The sequence below is a fragment of the Streptomyces sp. VRA16 Mangrove soil genome (assembly GCF_017377775.1).
Lineage (GTDB): Bacteria > Actinomycetota > Actinomycetes > Streptomycetales > Streptomycetaceae > Streptomyces.
In genome coordinates this window covers 837080-852856 of record NZ_JAFVLN010000001.1, presented here as the reverse complement: position 1 = coordinate 852856, position 15777 = coordinate 837080, and the positions used below count along the sequence as shown (strand labels likewise).

Here is a 15777-nt window from a genome sequence, read left to right as displayed (position 1 = left end):
CCCTCGACCGGAAGGGCAGACCCCCGTCATGCGCTACGACCGCACCGTTCATCTGGACGCCGACTTCGCCACCGCCGTCGCACGCACCCGCGACGCCCTGGCCGCGCAGGGCTTCGGCATCCTCACGGAGATCGACGTCACGGCCACGCTGAAGGCCAAGCTCGATCACGACATGGAGGACTACGTCATTCTCGGTGCGTGCAATCCGCCGCTGGCGCACCGCGCCCTGGACACCGACCGGTCCATCGGACTGCTGCTGCCGTGCAACGTGGTGGTGCGCCGGGACGGCGACCGGACCGCGGTGCAGGCCCTCGACCCGAACACGATGGTCGCGCTCACCGAGCTCGACGCGCTGCGCCCGGTCGCCGAGGAGGCCACGCGACGCCTGGACGCGGCGCTGAAGTCGCTCGCGGACTCCTGACTCCCGCGGACCGCGGCACTCGTGACTCTTACGGAAGAGTGACGCACCGGCCCGGCGGGCCGGTCGGGCCCCGCCGCGGGCCTAGCGTGACGGCATGCGTGTGTTGGTCACCGGCGGTGCCGGTTTCATCGGGTCCCATGTGGTCGAGGCGCTCCGGGCGCGCGGACACGAGGCGTTCGTGTTCGACGTCCGCGACGATCCGGGGGCGGACGTCCGCGACCCCGAGGCCGTCGCCCAAGCGCTGAAGGGCGTCGACGCCGTCTGTCACCAGGCGGCCATGGTCGGCCTCGGCAACGGCGTCACGGACGCGGCGGCGTACGTCTCCCGCAACGACCTCGGCACCGCGGTGCTCGTCTCGGCGATGGCGCAGGCGGGCATCGCACGGCTGGTCCTCGCCGGGTCGATGGTCGTCTACGGCGAGGGGCGGTACAGCTGCCCTCGGCACGGGGACGTACGACCGGGCCCGCGCGCGGCCGGTGATCTCGACGCGGGCCGCTTCGAACCCCTCTGCCCGTCCTGCGGCGCCGCGTTGACGCCCGCGCTGATCGGCGAGGACGCACCGGCGGACCCGCGCAACGTGTACGCGGCGACCAAGCTCACCCAGGAACACCTCGCCGCCGCGTGGGCCCGCACCTCGGGCGGCTCCGCGCTCTCGCTGCGCTACCACAACGTGTACGGCCCGCGGATGCCGCGAGACACGCCGTACGCGGGTGTCGCCTCCTTCTTCCGCTCGGCGCTGGCCCGGGGCGAGGCCCCGCGTGTCTTCGAGGACGGCCGGCAGCGCCGGGACTTCGTCCACGTACGGGATGTCGCCGCCGCCAATGTCGTGGCGCTGGAGGCGGACGCGGCGGGCGGCGCGCTGCGCGCGTACAACGTGGGCAGCGGAGTCCCGCACACCGTGGGCGAGTTGGCGCGGGCGCTGGCCGCCGCGTGCCGGGGACCCGAGCCGGTCGTGACCGGCGAGTTCCGTCTCGGCGACGTCCGGCACATCACCGCGGACTCTTCGCGGCTGCGGGCGGAACTCGGCTGGCGGCCCGTCGTCGCGTTCGAGGACGGGATGCGGGAGTTCGCCGGGGAGTAGGCCCGGTCAGGGGGCCGCGGGCAGTGTCACCTCGAAGCAGCAGCCGCCCGGGATGTTGCGGACGCTGGCCCGGCCCCGGTGGGCCTCGACGATGCCGCGCACGATGGCGAGGCCGAGGCCCGCGCCCGCCGGGGGTGTCCTGGCGTCCGTGCCGCGCCAGCCGGTGTCGAAGACGCGCTGCAGATCGGCCTCGGGGATGCCGCCGCAGCCGTCGCTGACCGACACCACCACGCCGTCCGCGGAGCGGGCCGCGGCGACGGCGACGGTGCCGTCGGACGGGGTGCGCCGGATCGCGTTGACCAGCAGGTTGCCGAGGACGCGGCTCATCTCCTTGCCGTCGACCTCCACCGGCACCGGGTCGACGCGCTCGCCCACGAGCCGCACGCCGTGCTCCCTGGCCAGCGGGTCGGCGCCCGCGAGCGCGTCGCCGATCAGGTCGTAGACCGACATCCGCGCCGGGCTCAGCGGCAGGGCGCCCGCGTGGATCCGGGAGAGTTCGAAGAGGTCGCCGACCATGCCGTCGAGGTGCTCGACCTCGGTGCGCATCTGGGTGAGGTAGCGCCCCGGGTCGGCGGCGACGCCGTCCTCCAGCGCCTCGGCCATGGCCCGCAGGCCCGCCAGCGGGGTGCGTAGATCGTGCGAGATCCAGGCGACGAGTTCACGGCGCGCGGTCTCCAGGGCCCGCTCGCGCTCCCGGGACGCGGCGAGTTTCGCGCTGGTCGCCGCCAACTCCCGGCTGACGGCCTCCAGTTCGGCGGTGGCGGGGCCGTCGGGGGCGGCGAAGGAGCCGCCGTCACCGAAGGAGCGGGCCGCCACGGCCAGGGCGCGGCTGCGGGCGACGACCCAGCGGCCGAGCAGCAGCGCGGTCGCGAGCGACACGACGGCGGCCATCGCGACGACGGTGGTGACGACGGTGAGGTCGTGCGGCGACAGGAACATCGCCCAGGCGACGGCGAGGGTGCCCGCCAGCATGGCGAGCACGCCGACCGCGGCGACGACGGCGAGCAGCACGGTCAGGGAGCGGCGCCGGATCAGGCGCAGCGCCGCCGCCCCGGCGAGGCCGCTGGCGGCGGCGCCCCCGAACGCGTAGAGGGCGATGAGGAGGTTGGCGTGCACGGTCAGTCCCCCTGCCCGGCGGGTTCGAAGCGGTAGCCGACGCCCCACACCGTCTGGATGAGGCGCGGGCGGGCCGGGTCGTCCTCGACCTTGCCGCGCAGCCGGCGCACATGGACCGTGACGGTCGACAGGTCGCCGAAGTCCCAGCCCCACACCTCCCGCATCAGCTGCTCGCGGCTGTACACGCGGCCGGGATTGCGCAGCAGGAAGGTCAGCAGGTCGAACTCCCGCAGGGTCAGGGCGAGTTCGCGCTCGCCGCGCAGGGCGCGGCGGGCCGTGGGGTCGACCGTGATGCCGCCGGCGCTGACCGGCCCCCGGTCGGCGCCGGGGCGGGCGCGGCGCAGGACGGACTCGACGCGCAGGACGAGTTCGCGGGGGCTGAAGGGCTTGGTCACGTAGTCGTCGGCGCCGACCTCGAGGCCGAGGATACGGTCGTCCTCGTCGCCGCGCGCCGTCAGCATGATCACCGGGACGGGGCCGTGCGCCCGGATCCGCCGGCACACCTCCAGGCCGCCCATGCCCGGCAGCATCAGGTCGAGCACCACCAGGTCGGGCGGGAGCGCGGTGGCGCGGGCGAGGGCCTCGGGGCCGTCGGCCGCCCGGTCGACGGCGAATCCGGCCCGGTCCAGATATCCGGCGACGACCTCGGCGACGGTCGGGTCGTCGTCGACCACCAGGACGCGCGCGGGCTGCGCCGTCGGGCGTACGGGCTCGTGGGGCTGTTGCATGCCGTCCAGCTTCGCACCGCACCCCCGCCCCACGGCCGTCCGCAGGTCGCGGGGCGTGCGGACGTCCTTGTTTCGTAAGGAGCCTGCGCCCGTTTTGACCGGTTACTGTACGTAGGGTGATGCTGTGACTTCCCACCGCCCCCAGGTCGACGTGATCCTGCCCTGTCTCGACGAGGCCGAGGCCATTCCCTGGGTTCTCGAACGCATCCCGCCCGGCTGGCGCGCCGTGGTCGTCGACAACGGTTCGACGGACGGTTCCGCGGACCTCGCGCGCGGCCTCGGCGCCGAGGTCGTGCACGAGCCGGTCCGCGGTTTCGGTGCCGCCTGCCAGGCCGGTGTCGCCGCGAGCACCGCCGACATCGTGTGCTTCTGCGACTGCGACGCCTCCCTCGACCCGGGCGCTCTCGTGCCGTTCGTGCGCGCGGTGCGGGCGGGCGAGGCGGATCTGGTGCTCGGCAGGCGCCGCCCGGCGCGCCGTGGCACCTGGCCGCTGCACGCCCGGCTCGGCAATGCCGCCGTGGCCCGGATGGTGCGCCGCAGGACCGGGGTCGCCGTGCACGACATCGGCCCGCTGCGCGCGATGCGGCGCGCGGCGCTGGAAGGGCTCGCGCTCACCGACCGGCGCAGTGGCTATCCCCTGCAGATGGTGGTGCGGGCGGCGGAGGCCGGCTGGCGCATCACGGAGGAGGACGTGGCGTATCTGCCGCGCAGCGGACGTTCCAAGGTCACCGGCACCTGGCGCGGCACGTGGCAGGCGGTGCGCGACATGAGCCGGGTGCTGGCCGGAACGGACCCGCGGGCGATGGAGGGAGCCGTCCGATGAGCACGCTCCCCACGCTTCTCGTCATCGCCAAGGAGCCGCGTCCCGGCCGGGTCAAGACGCGGCTGACGCCGCCGTTCACGCCCGAGCAGGCCGCGGACCTGGCCGAGGCCGCTCTGACGGACACCCTCGGCGCGGTGGCCGCCGCGCCCGCGACCCGGCGGGTCCTCGTCCTGGACGGCGCTCCGGGGCCCTGGCTGCCGCCGGGTTTCGAGGTGGTGCCGCAGGTCGCGGGCGGTCTCGACGAGCGGCTCGCGGCCGCGTTCGCCGGGTGCGAAGGGCCCGCGCTGCTCGTCGGCATGGACACGCCGCAGCTGACGCCCGCGTTGCTGACCGTGGACTTCGACGCGGCGGACGCCTGGTTCGGTCCCGCGCTGGACGGCGGCTTCTGGGCGCTCGGCCTGGCCGCGCCCGATCCGGCGCTGTTGCGCGGGGTGCCGATGTCGACACCGCACACGGGAGCGGTCCAGCGGGAACGCCTGGTCGCCGCCGGACTGCGGGTGCGGGATCTGCCCGCGCTGCGGGACGTCGACACCGCCGCGGACGCGCAGGCCGTCGCGCGGTCCGCGCCGCACAGCGTGTTCGCGCGTCGCCTGGCCGACTGTACGGGCGTGGTACGCCGATGAGCACACCGTCCGCGACCACCGCCCCCTGGGCCGCCGCCGACCCGTACGCGGCGGCGCTGCGCGCGGGCGGCGGGTCGCTGTTCCTGCGCCGCTCCGACGGCTGGCTGCTGCCGCTGGACGTGGCGCGCTGGTGCACCCGGGCCGACGCCGTCGACCGCGCGGTGCTCGACCGCTGCGAGGGGTCCGTCCTCGATGTCGGGTGCGGTCCCGGCCGGCTCGTCGCCGAACTGCACCGGCGGGGCCGGGACGTGCTCGGCATCGATGTCAGCGAGGCCGCCGTCGACCGTACGACGCGCCTGGGCGGCGCCGTGCTGCGCCGCTCGGTCTTCGAGCCGCTGCCCGGTGAGGGCCGCTGGGGCACCGTGCTGCTGATGGACGGCAACATCGGGATCGGTGGCGACCCGCGCACGCTGCTGCTGAGGGCGCGTCAACTCCTGCGCGGCGACGGACTGTTGCTGGTGGAGACGGCCGCCGTCGACGTCGACGAGCGGGCCGAGGTCCAGGTCGTCGACGCCGCCGACCGGCCGCCGCTCGACGGCCGCCCGTTCCCGTGGGCGCGCGTGGGCACCGAGGCGCTGCTGCGGCACGCGCATGGGACGGGTCTCGCGGTCCGGGCTCAGTGGGGCGCGGGCGGCCGCCGCTTCGTCGCCCTCCGGACCTGCACGGCGAACACGAGCGCGGAACCGGCGAACAGCGCCGCGGTGATCAGGAGCCAGCGACCGAGGAAGCCGTCCGCCGACAGGCCGGTGGCGGAGCGGTAGCGGTCCGCCACGGCGCCGCCGATCAGCGGGAACCACACGAGGAGCAGCAGCGCGGACAGCGCGGCCGGGACCCGCACGTACCCGGCCGCCTGCCGCCGTCCCAGCGCCGTGAAGCCCTTCAGCAGGACACGGTCGGCGGTCGCGTACAGGGGCAGGAGCACGAGGTCGTGCAGCAGGGCGGCGCCCACCAGCCACAGCGCGACGGTGAACCAGTCGTCGGCGAGGAGTCGCACGGCCGCGTATCCGGTGAGGGCGAACGAGCAGCACAGCAGGAGGATCTGGAGCGGGCTGCCGAGCGGCAGCCGGAGCGTCGGCTTCGTCACGAGGGTCACAGCTTTCCGAAGGTGAGACGGGCCACCCATTTGGTGTTGAGGACACCGGGCGCGGCGGGCACGATGATGCGCGCCGGGTAGCCGTGGTCGGGGGAGAGTTCCGCGCCGTTGACGTACAGCGCGAGCAGGGAACGCGGGTCGGCGACCTGGTTCGAGCGCAGGGCGGCGTGGCGGAACGCGCCGTGCCGCTGGAGCGAGGCGACGAACACGTCGACCGGTTCGTCGTGGCCGACGAGGGCCGCGAGGTCGCGCAACCGCACCCCGCGCCACTCCTGGTCCGACGTGGACCAGCCCTCCACGCAGGCGATCGGCAACTCGGCGGTGTGCAGGGGGAGCCGGGACAGTTCGGCGCGGCTCAGCCGGATCGTCCCGGTGCGGCCGGTGAGCACGAGCCGCCAGGCCTCGTCGCCGGTCTCCGCCGCGTCGATCCCGGCGTAGGCGGCGGTCTTGTTGATCTGGAAGGCGTTGCCCCCGCTGCCCGGGTCGCCGCCTCCGTGCGGGGCGAGCAGGGCGGTGCGGCGCAGCGGGCCGTCGAAGCTGCGCCCGACCGTGGTGGCGAACAGCAGCAGCGCTCCCCCGCCGACGAACCAGAAGGCGCCGCGCCGCGAGAAGGTCGGCTCCGCAGGATGCGGCGCCACCAACTCGTCGTGTACGTCGGCCCGTTCGTCGCTCTGCTCTGCGTCCTGGTGTCGCATCGCGCGTACGTTGCGCAGCGCGAGCGGCAGCTTGAGCGCGGTGTGGACCGCGAACGCCGCGAAGAAGACCCAGGCGCCGTAGAAGTGGAGCCGGTAGAAGGAGCCGGGGAAGACGTAGTCGAGCTGGACGTTGAGCACCCCCGTCACGAACTCGAACAGGCCCCCGCCGACGAGCAGCAGCAAGGAGAGCCGCTCCAGGGCGTGGCTGACCGAGCGGACGGGCGGCAGCGCGAACAGCTTCGGGATCACCGACCACAGCTTGGCCAGGAGCACCGGGATCAGGGTGACGCCGAGGGTGACGTGCACACCCTGCGTGAGCCGGTAGAGCCAGCGGGGGTCGGTCGGCCAGGAGAAGAGATAGAAGCCGAGGATCCCCTTGTCCGGTGTCTTGTCGTTCACGGTCGCGAGGTCCGGGTTGTACGCGGCGTAGGAGAGCAGCCCTGTCACGAACAGCACGGTGATGCCGGCGAGCAGCACGAGCCCGAGCACGGAGGTGAAGCGGAGCCCTCGCAGGGGGCTGCGCCAGAACGCGGCCGAGGTGGGCGGAGGCGGGATGTCACGCATGCTGCGACCGTAGGCCGGACCCACCCCCGCGCAGGGCCCGCGACTCATGACGAAACCCTGACGTCCGGCCACGACGACACGGTCGGCGCACGTGCACGCCGTACGTTGCAGACGTGATCCGCACGAAACCCTCCACCGGCTCCCCCGGTACCCGCCACGATCTGATCGCCGTCGCGGCCGCCGCGCTCCTGGTGACCGCCGCCGTGCTGATCGGTCGGCACATCGAGCACACCTACGGCACGCTGCACGTCGGATGGCCGCCGCTCTACGCGAACTGGCTGCCCCATGCGGGCCCCGGCACGCCCGCGGCGATCGTGGTGGCCGTCGCCGTCGTCACCTGCGGCCCCGCGGTCGCGGCCCGGCTGCGATGGCGGGCGCTGCTCGCGGCGTCCTGGGCGGCCGCGAGCATCTGGATCCTGTCGCTCGCGCTGATCGACGGCTGGCAGCGCGGCGTCGCGCGCCGCCTCACCACGCGCTACGAGTACCTCCAGGTCATCGACCGGTTCCACGACATCCCCGCGACGCTGCGGGACTTCACCCGGCACATCCTCATCGACTCCCCCGACCACTGGCCCGCGCACACCGCGGGCCATCCCCCTGCCGCCCCGCTCACCTTCGTGCTGCTCGACCGGATCGGCCTCGGCGGGGGCGCCTGGGCGGGCCTGTGGTGCATCGTCGTCGGCGCCACCGGGTGCGTGGCGGTGCTGATCGCCGTACGGGCGCTGGCGAGCGAGGACCTGGCGCGACGCGCGGCTCCGTTCCTGGTGCTCGCGCCGGTCGCGGTGTGGATGGGGGTCTCGGCCGACGGGTACTTCGCGGCGGTGGCGGCGTGGGCGCTCGCCTGCCTGGCGCTGTCCGTCACCGGCCGGTCGCCCAGGGCCTCGCTCGGGTGGGCGGCGCTCGCCGGGCTCTTGTACGGACTGACCTGCTATCTCTCGTACGGTCTGACGCTCTTCGCCGTCATCGGCGCGGTGGTGCTGCTGCTCGGGCGGCGCGTGGTGCGGGAGCGGCCGCTGCTGCTCGCGGCCCTTGCGGTGGGGCTCACGGTGGTGCCGCTGGCGTTCACGCTCGCGGGGTTCGACTGGTGGGAGGCGTACCACCTGTTGGTGAAGCGCTACTACCAGGGCGCGGGCGGCATCCGTCCCTACGGGTACTGGGTGTGGGCCAATCTCGCGTGCACGGTGCTGATCGCGGGCCCGGCCACGGTGGCGGGGCTGCGGCGGGCGGGCGCGCTGCTGCTGCGCGACCGCCGCCGCGACGCCGCCCGCACCCGCCTCGCCGTCCTGGCCGTGACGGCGCTCGCGGTCCTGCTGATCGCCGACCTGTCCGGCATGAGCAAGGCGGAGACGGAACGGATCTGGATCCCCTTCACCCTGTGGCTGCTGGCCGCGTGCGCGTTCCTTCCCCGTCCGCGCGCGTGGCTGACGGCGCAGGCGGTCCTCGCCCTGCTGATCAACCACCTGCTGCTGACCGGCTGGTGACGGTACGTCACTTCAGGCGCCGTCGAACCCGCGCAGCAGGTCGGCCGCGACGCTCACGGCGATCGTCGCCGGCTCCTTGCCGGTGATGTCGGGCAGGCCGATCGGGGTCCTGATCCGTTCGATGGCCGCCTCGTCGTGGCCGCCCTCGGTGGCGAGGCGCGTGCGGAAGCGGGCCCATTTGGCGGCGGACCCGATCAGCCCGATGGAGCCGAGATGGCCGGCGCGCAGGGCGGCGTCGCACAGGGCCGCGTCCTCGGCGTGGTCGTGGGTCATGATCAACACGTGGGTGCCGTGCGGCAGTCGGTCGAGGACCTCCTCGGGCAGCAGCGGTGTGTGATGGACGTGCACCTGGGCGACGGCGTCCGCGAGGACGGCGAGCCGTTCCTCGGTGAGCATGTCGGCGCGGCTGTCGATCAGATGCAGGTCGAGGTCCTGGCGGGCCAGGATGCGGGCCAGTTCCAGGCCGACGTGCCCGACACCGAAGACGGCCACCGCGCCGACCACCGGCAGCGGTTCGAGGAGCACCGAGACGGTGCCGCCGCAGCACTGCACGCCGTGCCGGTTGGTCACCTTGTCGTTCAGGGCGAAGTCGATCAGCTCCGGCTCCGGCTTGCGCGCCTCGATCATCTCGCGGGCCCGGTCGATGGCGACGGCCTCGACGTTGCCGCCGCCGATCGAGCCCCAGGCCGCGTCGGACGCGACGACGAGTTTGGCTCCGGCCTCGCGCGGGGCGTGGCCGCGCACGGTCGCGACGGTGACGAGCACGCCGGGCTCCCGGCGTGCCCGCAGCCGCGCGACCGCGGCGATCCACGTCATGTCAGGCACCGCTCAGCGCCTGCGTGCCGGTCAGGCCGTCGCGCGCGGCCGTGCTCTCACGGGCGGCCTGAACCGCCCAGAACACGGCCTCCGGGGTCGCGGGCGAGGCCAGTTCGACGGCGGTACCGGGCGCACCGAACGCGGCGGCGGCCTGCCGCAGCGCCTCGCGCACACAGAACGCCAGCATCAGCGGCGGCTCACCGACGGCCTTCGAGCCGTACACCGCGCCCTCCTCGGCGGCGTTCTCCAGGAGCGTGACATGGAACTCCTCGGGCATCTCCGAGAAGCTCGGCAGCTTGTAGGTGCTCGCCGCCCGGGTGAGGAGCCGGCCGCGATGCGGTCCGTCGCCCGCGTCCCAGCGCATGTCCTCCAGGGTCAGCCAGCCCGCGCCCTGCACGAACCCGCCCTCGATCTGCCCGATGTCGATCATCGGGGAAAGACTGTCGCCGACGTCGTGCACGATGTCCACGCGCCGGGTCCGGTACCCGCCGGTGAACCCGTCGACCTCCACCTCGGCGACGGCCGCGCCGTGGGCGAAGTACTTGAACGGCGAGCCGCTGAACGTGCCCGCGTCCCAGTGCAGTCCTTCGGTGCGGTAGAAGCCGGCCGCGGAGAGCTGGACCCGCTGGAAGTACGCGGTGCGCACCAGGTCGTCCCAGGCGAGCTCCTTGTCGCTGCCGATGCCGCGGGCGACGCCCTCGACGATCCGGACGTCGCAGGCGTGCGAGCCGAGCTGGGTCGCGGCGACCTGGAGGAGGCGTGCGCGCAGCTGCTCGCAGGCGTCCTTGATCGCCGCGCCGTTCAGGTCGGTGCCCGAACTGGCCGCGGTGGCCGAGGTGTTGGGCACCTTGTCGGTACGGGTCGGGGCGAGCCTGACCTTGTGCAGCGGGATACCAAGGGTGGTCGCGGCCACCTGGATCATCTTGGTGTGCAGGCCCTGGCCCATCTCGGTGCCGCCGTGGTTGATCAGGACGGAGCCGTCCTTGTAGATCAGCACCAGCGCGCCGCCCTGGTTGAAGGCGGTGAGGTTGAACGAGATGCCGAACTTGATGGCGGTGACGGCGAGTCCGCGCTTGGTGTGCGGATGCGCGGCGTTGAACGCGGCGATCTCGCGCCGCCGGTCGGCGACCCCGGCGTTCTCCTGCACCTGCTGCCACACGGCGGCGATCCGCTGCGGCGCGAGGACCGGCTGTCCGTACGGCGTCGTCTGGCCGTGCCGGTAGAAGTTGCGCTCGCGCAGTTCGGCCGGGTCGAGGCCGAGCAGCGGTGCGCAGCGGCCCATGATGTCCTCGATCACGAGCATGCCCTGGGGTCCGCCGAAGCCGCGGAAGGCCGTGTTGGAGACCTTGTTGGTCCTGGCGATGCGGCCTTCGACCCGGGCGTTGGGGATCCAGTACGTGTTGTCGATGTGGCACAGGGCGCGGGCCACGACGGGTTCGGAGAGATCGAGGCTCCAGCCGCCGTCCGCGGTGAGAGTGGCGTCGAGGGCCTGGATGTGCCCGTCGGCGTCGAACCCGATCCGCCACCGCGCGTGGAAGCCATGGCGTTTGCCGGACATGGTCAGGTCCTGCGTGCGGTTGAGCCGGAGCCGCACCGGGCGGCCGGTGAGCCGCGCGCCGAGCGCGGCGACAGCCGCGAAGCCGTGCGGCTGCATCTCCTTGCCGCCGAACGCGCCGCCCATCCGCAGGCACTGCACGGTCACCTCGTGGCTGTGCAGACCGAGGACGTGGGCGACGATCTCCTGCGTCTCGGAGGGGTGCTGGGTGCTGCTCTGGACGAAGACCTGACCGGCCTCGTCGATGTGGGCGAGCGCCGCGTGCGTCTCCAGGTAGAAGTGCTCCTGGTCGCCGAACCGCAGCTCGCCCGTGAACACGTGCGCGGAGTCGGCGAATCCGGCGTCGACGTCCCCGGTGGTCATCACGGGCCGAGCGCCGTGGAAGCTGCCCGCCTCGATCGCCTCCTCCAGCGAGACGAGGGCGGGCAGTTCCTCGATGTCCACCTCGACGGCCTCGGCGCCGAGCCGTGCGGCCTCCAGGGTCTCGCCGAGCACCCAGGCGACGGCGTGGCCGTGGAACATCACCTCGTCGGGGAAGAGCGGTTCGTCGTGCTTCATCCCGGCGTCGTTGACCCCGGGCACGTCCGCGCCGGTCAGGACACGGACGACGCCGGGCACGGCGAGCGCGGGCGCGGTGCGCAGCGCGGTGATCCGGCCGCGGGCCTTCATGACCTGGACCGGGTGGGCGTGCAGCACGTCCTTGGTTCGGTGGACGAGGTCGTCGGTGTAGAGCGCGGCGCCGGTGACGTGCAGCCCCGCGCTCTCGTGCGGCAGCGACAGGCCGACGGCGGGCTTCTCGGGTCGTTCGGACAACTGGCTCATGCCGACACCGCCTCGGTGGTCTGCGCGTACAGCTTCAGCAGGCTCTGCCCGAGCATGGCGCTGCGGTACGCGGCGCTGGCCCGGTGATCGCTCATCGGTGTGCCCTGGGCCCGCAGCACACGGGCCGCCTCCTCGACAGTCTCCTGCGACCAGGGCTCGCCCTCCAGGGCCGCTTCGGCGGCGAGCGCGCGGATCGGGGTGGCGGCCACGCCGCCGAGTCCGATCCGGGCCCTGCGCACGACCCCGTCGCGGAGGTCGAGGGCGAAGGCGGCCGCGACGCTGGAGATGTCGTCGAACCGCCGCTTGGCGATCTTGTGGAAGGCGGTGGTCGGCGCGAGCGGCAGCGGGACGCGTACCGCCCGGATCAGTTCGCCGGCCCGGCGCACGCTCTGCCGGTAACCGGTGAAGTACTCGGCGAGCGGCACCTCGCGCTCGCCGTCGGCGTCGGCGAGCACCAGCGACGCCTCCAGCGCGAGCAGCACGGGCGCGCCGTCCCCGATCGGGGACCCGGTGCCCAGGTTGCCGCCGAGGGTGGCGCTGTTGCGGATGAGGCGGGACGCGAACTGCGGGAACAGTTCGGCGAGCAGCGGGACCCGGCCGTCGAGGCGCCGCTCGATCTCGGTGAGGGTGAGCGCGGCCCCGAGCTCGATGTGCCCCTCGGTGACGTGCAGTTCCCTCAGTTCCGGCAGCCGGTCGACGGCGATGACGCAACCGGCCCGCCGGGCACGGATGTTGACCTCCACGCCCCAGTCGGTGGACCCGGCGACCACGACGGCGTCGGGCCGCTCGCGCAGCAGCTCCAGCGTCTCGGCGAGACTGCCGCGGCGCAGGAACTCCCGGTCGCCGCGGGCGTACGCGGTGGGGACGGCGGCGGGCGGCTCCTGGTCGCGCCGGAGCGCCAGCGGATCGTCGGCGGCGGGCGCGCCGACGGCGTACGCGGCGTCACGGATCGGCCGGTATCCGGTGCAGCGGCACAGGTTCCCGCTCAGCGCGTGCAGATCGAAGCCGTTCGGCCCGTGCTCGGCGCCATCGTCACCGGCACCGTCGCCTTCCTGGCTCGCGTGCGCACAGCGGTCGGGCCGGTAGTACTCGGCGGCCATGCTGCACACGAACCCCGGTGTGCAGTAACCGCACTGGGATCCGCCGCGCGCCGCCATCTCCTCCTGCACCGGGTGCAGGGTCGGCGCGGTGCCGGGTTCACCGGCGCGGGCGAGCCCTTCGGAGGTGACGATCTCCTGCCCGTCGAGGGCCGCGACCGGCACCAGACAGGCGTTGACCGCCACCCAGTCGGTGGGCCGGTCCACGCCGGGCCGGGCGACGAGGACCGAGCAGGCGCCGCACTCGCCCTCGGCGCAGCCCTCCTTGGTGCCGGTCAGGCCGCGCTCGCGCAGGAAGTCGAGGACGGTGGTGTGGGGCGCGGCCGGGGCGATCGGCGCCTCCTGCCCGTTGACCGTGATCCGTGCCGCTACCACGACAGCACCTCGTCCCGGTGCGCGGGCGCGGGCCGTCGATTCGTCGTGTACGCGAGGTACGTCATGTACGCCAAGGTCGGGCAGCTTTCTGTGGTCGGACGCGCCACGGCACGAGGACGGCGGGCGCGCAGCGGCACGCGTCGACGGCGTACCGGAAACCGGAAAAGGGGAGGACGGACGACTCGGCACGCGCCGCGGACGGGCGGCGTGCCGGGTGGGCTTCAGCAGCCGTGCGCGATCCGCCCCGGGGCCCAGGCCGTGCGCTGGGCGAGGCGACCGAGGTCGGAGAAGCTGTCCATCCGCTCGTCGCCTCCTCTCCGCGGTTTCGGGCATGTCTCAGGGCCGACGATGACGGCAAGCTAGCCGCTGGGGTGAGGGAGATCAAGAGGGTGCCCGGTCGATCCCGGCGGCCGGCCGGCCCGAGCCGTCCGCCGCGGCGGCTCCCACGGGCCGCCGTCCGGCCATGCCGCGTCGTCCACGGTCAGGAACGGTTCCGCCGCCACGGTGCGCGGCGTCAGACCGGTGAACGCGCGCACTTCCCTGTGCAGGTGCGACTGGTCGAAGTAGCCGCTCTCCACGGCGACTTGGGCCGCGGGGGCACCGGCGACCAGGCGGTGGACGGCGTGGTCGAAGCGGGCCAGGTTCACGGCGTGTTTGGGCGGCATGCCGAGTTGCGTGCGGAAGCGGGTCCACAGGCGCTTGCGGCTCCAGCCGACTTCGGCCGCGAGGTCGTCGACGCGGACGAGGCCGGGGCGGGCGGCGATGCACTGCCAGGCGCGAGCGACCTCCCGGTCGACGGGGCGGGCCGCGGCGCAGCGGCGCTGGAGCGCGTCCTTCACCTGTGCGAAGCGTTCGTCCCAGGTGGTGGTCTCGGCGAGCCGCTCGCGCAGGCGGGCCGCGTCGCGGCCCCAGAGGTCGTCGAGGCTCGTCATCGCGCCGGCCAGGTCGGCCGGGCCCACGCCGAGGGCCGCGCGGGCCACCACCGGGGACAGCCGCACCTGGAGGCACGCGAGGTGGGCGCCGCCGACCCGGACGGTGCCGCCGCGGCCGAAACCAGGGCCCGCGACCATGCTCCCTGCGGGACGCGGACCGGTGCCGTCGTCCACGGTGGCCCTGCCCGCGCCGAACTCCAGAGCCAGCATCACGGAGGGGTGCGGGACGATGCGCAGTCCGCCGTGGAGCGGGCCGGCGATGCGGAACCCGGCCATGTCGACACCTGCCGCCCGGCTCGACCACCCCGGGCGTGCCACCTCCCACTCGGCGGGATCGGCTCGCATGTCTCGAGTGTACGAGCCCGGGGCGCGGAACATTTGTCCAATCCCCGGCGGCGGGCCGACGCCCACAGTGACGGCATGAATGCTTCTTCCTCGGGTCAAACCCCCATCCCGGACCGTGATGTGACGGCACATCAGGACAGGATGCTCGCCCTCGAAGACGGCGGTCTGCACGTGTGTCTGGACGGACCGCCCGACGCGCCCGCGCTGCTGCTCCTGCACGGTTCCGCCGCTTCCACCGAGTCCTGGCACGCGATGGTTCCGCTGCTCACCGCCCGCCATCGAGTCATCCGCGTCGACCTGCGCGGGCACGGCCGCTCGGCTCCGCCCGCCGAGGGCGGCTACGCGGTCACCGAGCAGGCCCGCGCCGTCGCGGCGGCGCTGGACCGGCTCGGCGTGGCGCAGGTCGTGGCCGTCGGCCACTCCAGCGGCGGCTACTGCGCGACCGCGCTCGCCGAGCTGCGGCCCGACCTGGTCTCCGCGCTGGTCCTCGTCAGCACCGGGCCGAGCGTGGAGGCGTTCAACGGGCCCGACACCAGCGCGATCGGGCCCGAGCAGTGGCCGCCCAGCGACGACCTGGTGCGCCGGTTCGCGAGCAGCGGTTTCCGCGCGGGCTTCCCGGTCCCGCAGGACCTCGTGGACGACGTACGGTCCATGACGTACGAGGCGTTCACCGCGGCCGTGGGGGCGTCGCAGACCTACCTGGCCGAACAGGCGCTGCCGGAACGGCTGATGAAGGTCGGCAAGCCGCTGCAGGTCGTCTTCGGCGACCAGGACGGGCGCTGGCGGCCCGGCTCCGCGGCCGACTACCGGACCGTGCCGGGCGCGCGGGTCGCGTGGCTGCCCGGGTCCGGGCACACGCCCGTCCTGGAGGACCCGGAGGGGACGGCGGCGCTGCTGCTCGCGTTCACCGCGGAGGGGTGAGCGGGGCGTCGGCGGGCCGCGGGCGGTGGCGCAGATGGAGCCAGGCGCCCGCGGTCAGGGCCGCGCCCGCTCCCGCCGACGCCGCGGCCGGGCTCTGGCCGGTGTCGGCCGGAGCCGTCGCGTCGCCGCCGTCGAAGGCAACGTCCGAGCAGGAGAAGAAGTTCTCCTGACTGTCGGAGCGGATCCAGTGGACGAACGCCATGTGGCGGCCCCTGCGTTCGGGAAGCTGGAGATCCCAGGAGTTGTGGCCGTCCGGGTCCCCAGGTCGCCCTCGTTCGGCGGGTCCTGG

At 74.0% G+C, this 15777-nt stretch carries 15 protein-coding genes and 1 pseudogene; 7 read left to right on the top strand and 9 right to left on the bottom strand.

The window, feature by feature from the left end; translation table 11 throughout:
• The first annotated feature begins 28 nt into the window (after positions 1-28).
• Both J3486_RS03765 and J3486_RS03760 read left to right on the top strand, forming a co-directional pair.
• A complete protein-coding gene (locus J3486_RS03765; protein ID WP_207818460.1) occupies positions 29-421 on the top strand; it encodes a DUF302 domain-containing protein in 393 nt (130 codons plus the stop codon).
• A gap of 94 nt (positions 422-515) precedes the next feature.
• Positions 516-1502: an NAD-dependent epimerase/dehydratase family protein gene (locus J3486_RS03760; protein WP_207818459.1), complete on the top strand. Its 987-nt coding sequence runs from the start codon at positions 516-518 to the stop codon at positions 1500-1502.
• Between the two features lie 6 nt (positions 1503-1508).
• On the opposite strand, the gene J3486_RS03755 is transcribed toward J3486_RS03760, so the two are convergent.
• Both J3486_RS03755 and J3486_RS03750 read right to left on the bottom strand, forming a co-directional pair.
• Positions 1509-2618, bottom strand: coding sequence for a sensor histidine kinase KdpD (locus tag J3486_RS03755; protein ID WP_207818458.1), 1110 nt, complete (start codon positions 2616-2618; stop codon positions 1509-1511).
• A gap of 2 nt (positions 2619-2620) precedes the next feature.
• A complete protein-coding gene (locus tag J3486_RS03750) occupies positions 2621-3346 on the bottom strand; it encodes a response regulator transcription factor (protein WP_207818457.1) in 726 nt (241 codons plus the stop codon).
• Positions 3347-3470: 124 nt separating this feature from the next.
• On the opposite strand from J3486_RS03750, the gene J3486_RS03745 reads away from it, so the two are divergent.
• The 3 genes and pseudogenes from J3486_RS03745 to J3486_RS45140 all read left to right on the top strand — a co-directional run.
• Positions 3471-4169 (top strand): glycosyltransferase family 2 protein, encoded by a 699-nt coding sequence (locus J3486_RS03745; RefSeq protein WP_207818456.1) that lies wholly within the window; start codon positions 3471-3473, stop codon positions 4167-4169.
• Complete coding sequence (locus J3486_RS03740) at positions 4166-4792, top strand: DUF2064 domain-containing protein (protein ID WP_207818455.1); 627 nt, start codon at positions 4166-4168, stop codon at positions 4790-4792. Before J3486_RS03745 ends, J3486_RS03740 begins: the two co-directional genes overlap by 4 nt.
• Positions 4789-5232, top strand: a pseudogene (locus J3486_RS45140) (class I SAM-dependent methyltransferase); the annotation flags it as partial. The gene J3486_RS03740 and the pseudogene J3486_RS45140, both read left to right, overlap by 4 nt.
• A 176-nt stretch (positions 5233-5408) precedes the next feature.
• Here J3486_RS45140 and J3486_RS45135 read toward each other — a convergent pair.
• Positions 5409-5915, bottom strand: coding sequence for a hypothetical protein (locus tag J3486_RS45135; RefSeq protein WP_374194677.1), 507 nt, complete (start codon positions 5913-5915; stop codon positions 5409-5411).
• Positions 5882-7144, bottom strand: coding sequence for a molybdopterin-dependent oxidoreductase (locus tag J3486_RS03730; protein ID WP_207818453.1), 1263 nt, complete (start codon positions 7142-7144; stop codon positions 5882-5884). The genes J3486_RS45135 and J3486_RS03730 overlap by 34 nt, the downstream gene beginning before the upstream one ends.
• Before the next feature lie 113 nt (positions 7145-7257).
• Here J3486_RS03730 and J3486_RS03725 point away from each other — a divergent pair, with 113 nt between their 5' ends.
• On the top strand, positions 7258-8625 hold the full coding sequence (locus tag J3486_RS03725; RefSeq protein WP_307804671.1) for a hypothetical protein: 1368 nt from the start codon (positions 7258-7260) through the stop codon (positions 8623-8625).
• A 12-nt stretch (positions 8626-8637) separates the two neighbouring features.
• On the opposite strand, the gene xdhC is transcribed toward J3486_RS03725, so the two are convergent.
• The 4 genes from xdhC to J3486_RS03705 all read right to left on the bottom strand — a co-directional run bounded on the left by xdhC (position 8638) and on the right by J3486_RS03705 (position 14567).
• Complete coding sequence (gene xdhC, locus J3486_RS03720) at positions 8638-9441, bottom strand: xanthine dehydrogenase accessory protein XdhC (protein WP_207818452.1); 804 nt, start codon at positions 9439-9441, stop codon at positions 8638-8640.
• Position 9442: 1 nt separating this feature from the next.
• Positions 9443-11818: a xanthine dehydrogenase molybdopterin binding subunit gene (gene xdhB, locus J3486_RS03715; protein WP_207818451.1), complete on the bottom strand. Its 2376-nt coding sequence runs from the start codon at positions 11816-11818 to the stop codon at positions 9443-9445.
• A complete protein-coding gene (locus J3486_RS03710; RefSeq protein WP_207818450.1) occupies positions 11815-13290 on the bottom strand; it encodes a xanthine dehydrogenase small subunit in 1476 nt (491 codons plus the stop codon). Before J3486_RS03710 ends, xdhB begins: the two co-directional genes overlap by 4 nt.
• A 359-nt stretch (positions 13291-13649) precedes the next feature.
• Positions 13650-14567, bottom strand: a complete 918-nt coding sequence (locus tag J3486_RS03705; protein WP_229377381.1) for an AraC family transcriptional regulator — start codon at positions 14565-14567, stop codon at positions 13650-13652.
• Positions 14568-14708: 141 nt separating this feature from the next.
• Between J3486_RS03705 and J3486_RS03700 the strand changes: the two genes are divergently transcribed.
• Positions 14709-15488: an alpha/beta fold hydrolase gene (locus tag J3486_RS03700; RefSeq protein WP_374194688.1), complete on the top strand. Its 780-nt coding sequence runs from the start codon at positions 14709-14711 to the stop codon at positions 15486-15488.
• Here the strand turns inward: J3486_RS03700 and J3486_RS45130 are convergent.
• The gene (locus J3486_RS45130; RefSeq protein ID WP_374194676.1) at positions 15472-15690 is read right to left on the bottom strand and encodes a hypothetical protein; all 219 of its coding nucleotides are present in this window, start codon (positions 15688-15690) and stop codon (positions 15472-15474) included. The genes J3486_RS03700 and J3486_RS45130 overlap by 17 nt on opposite strands.
• Positions 15691-15777: the final 87 nt, after the last annotated feature.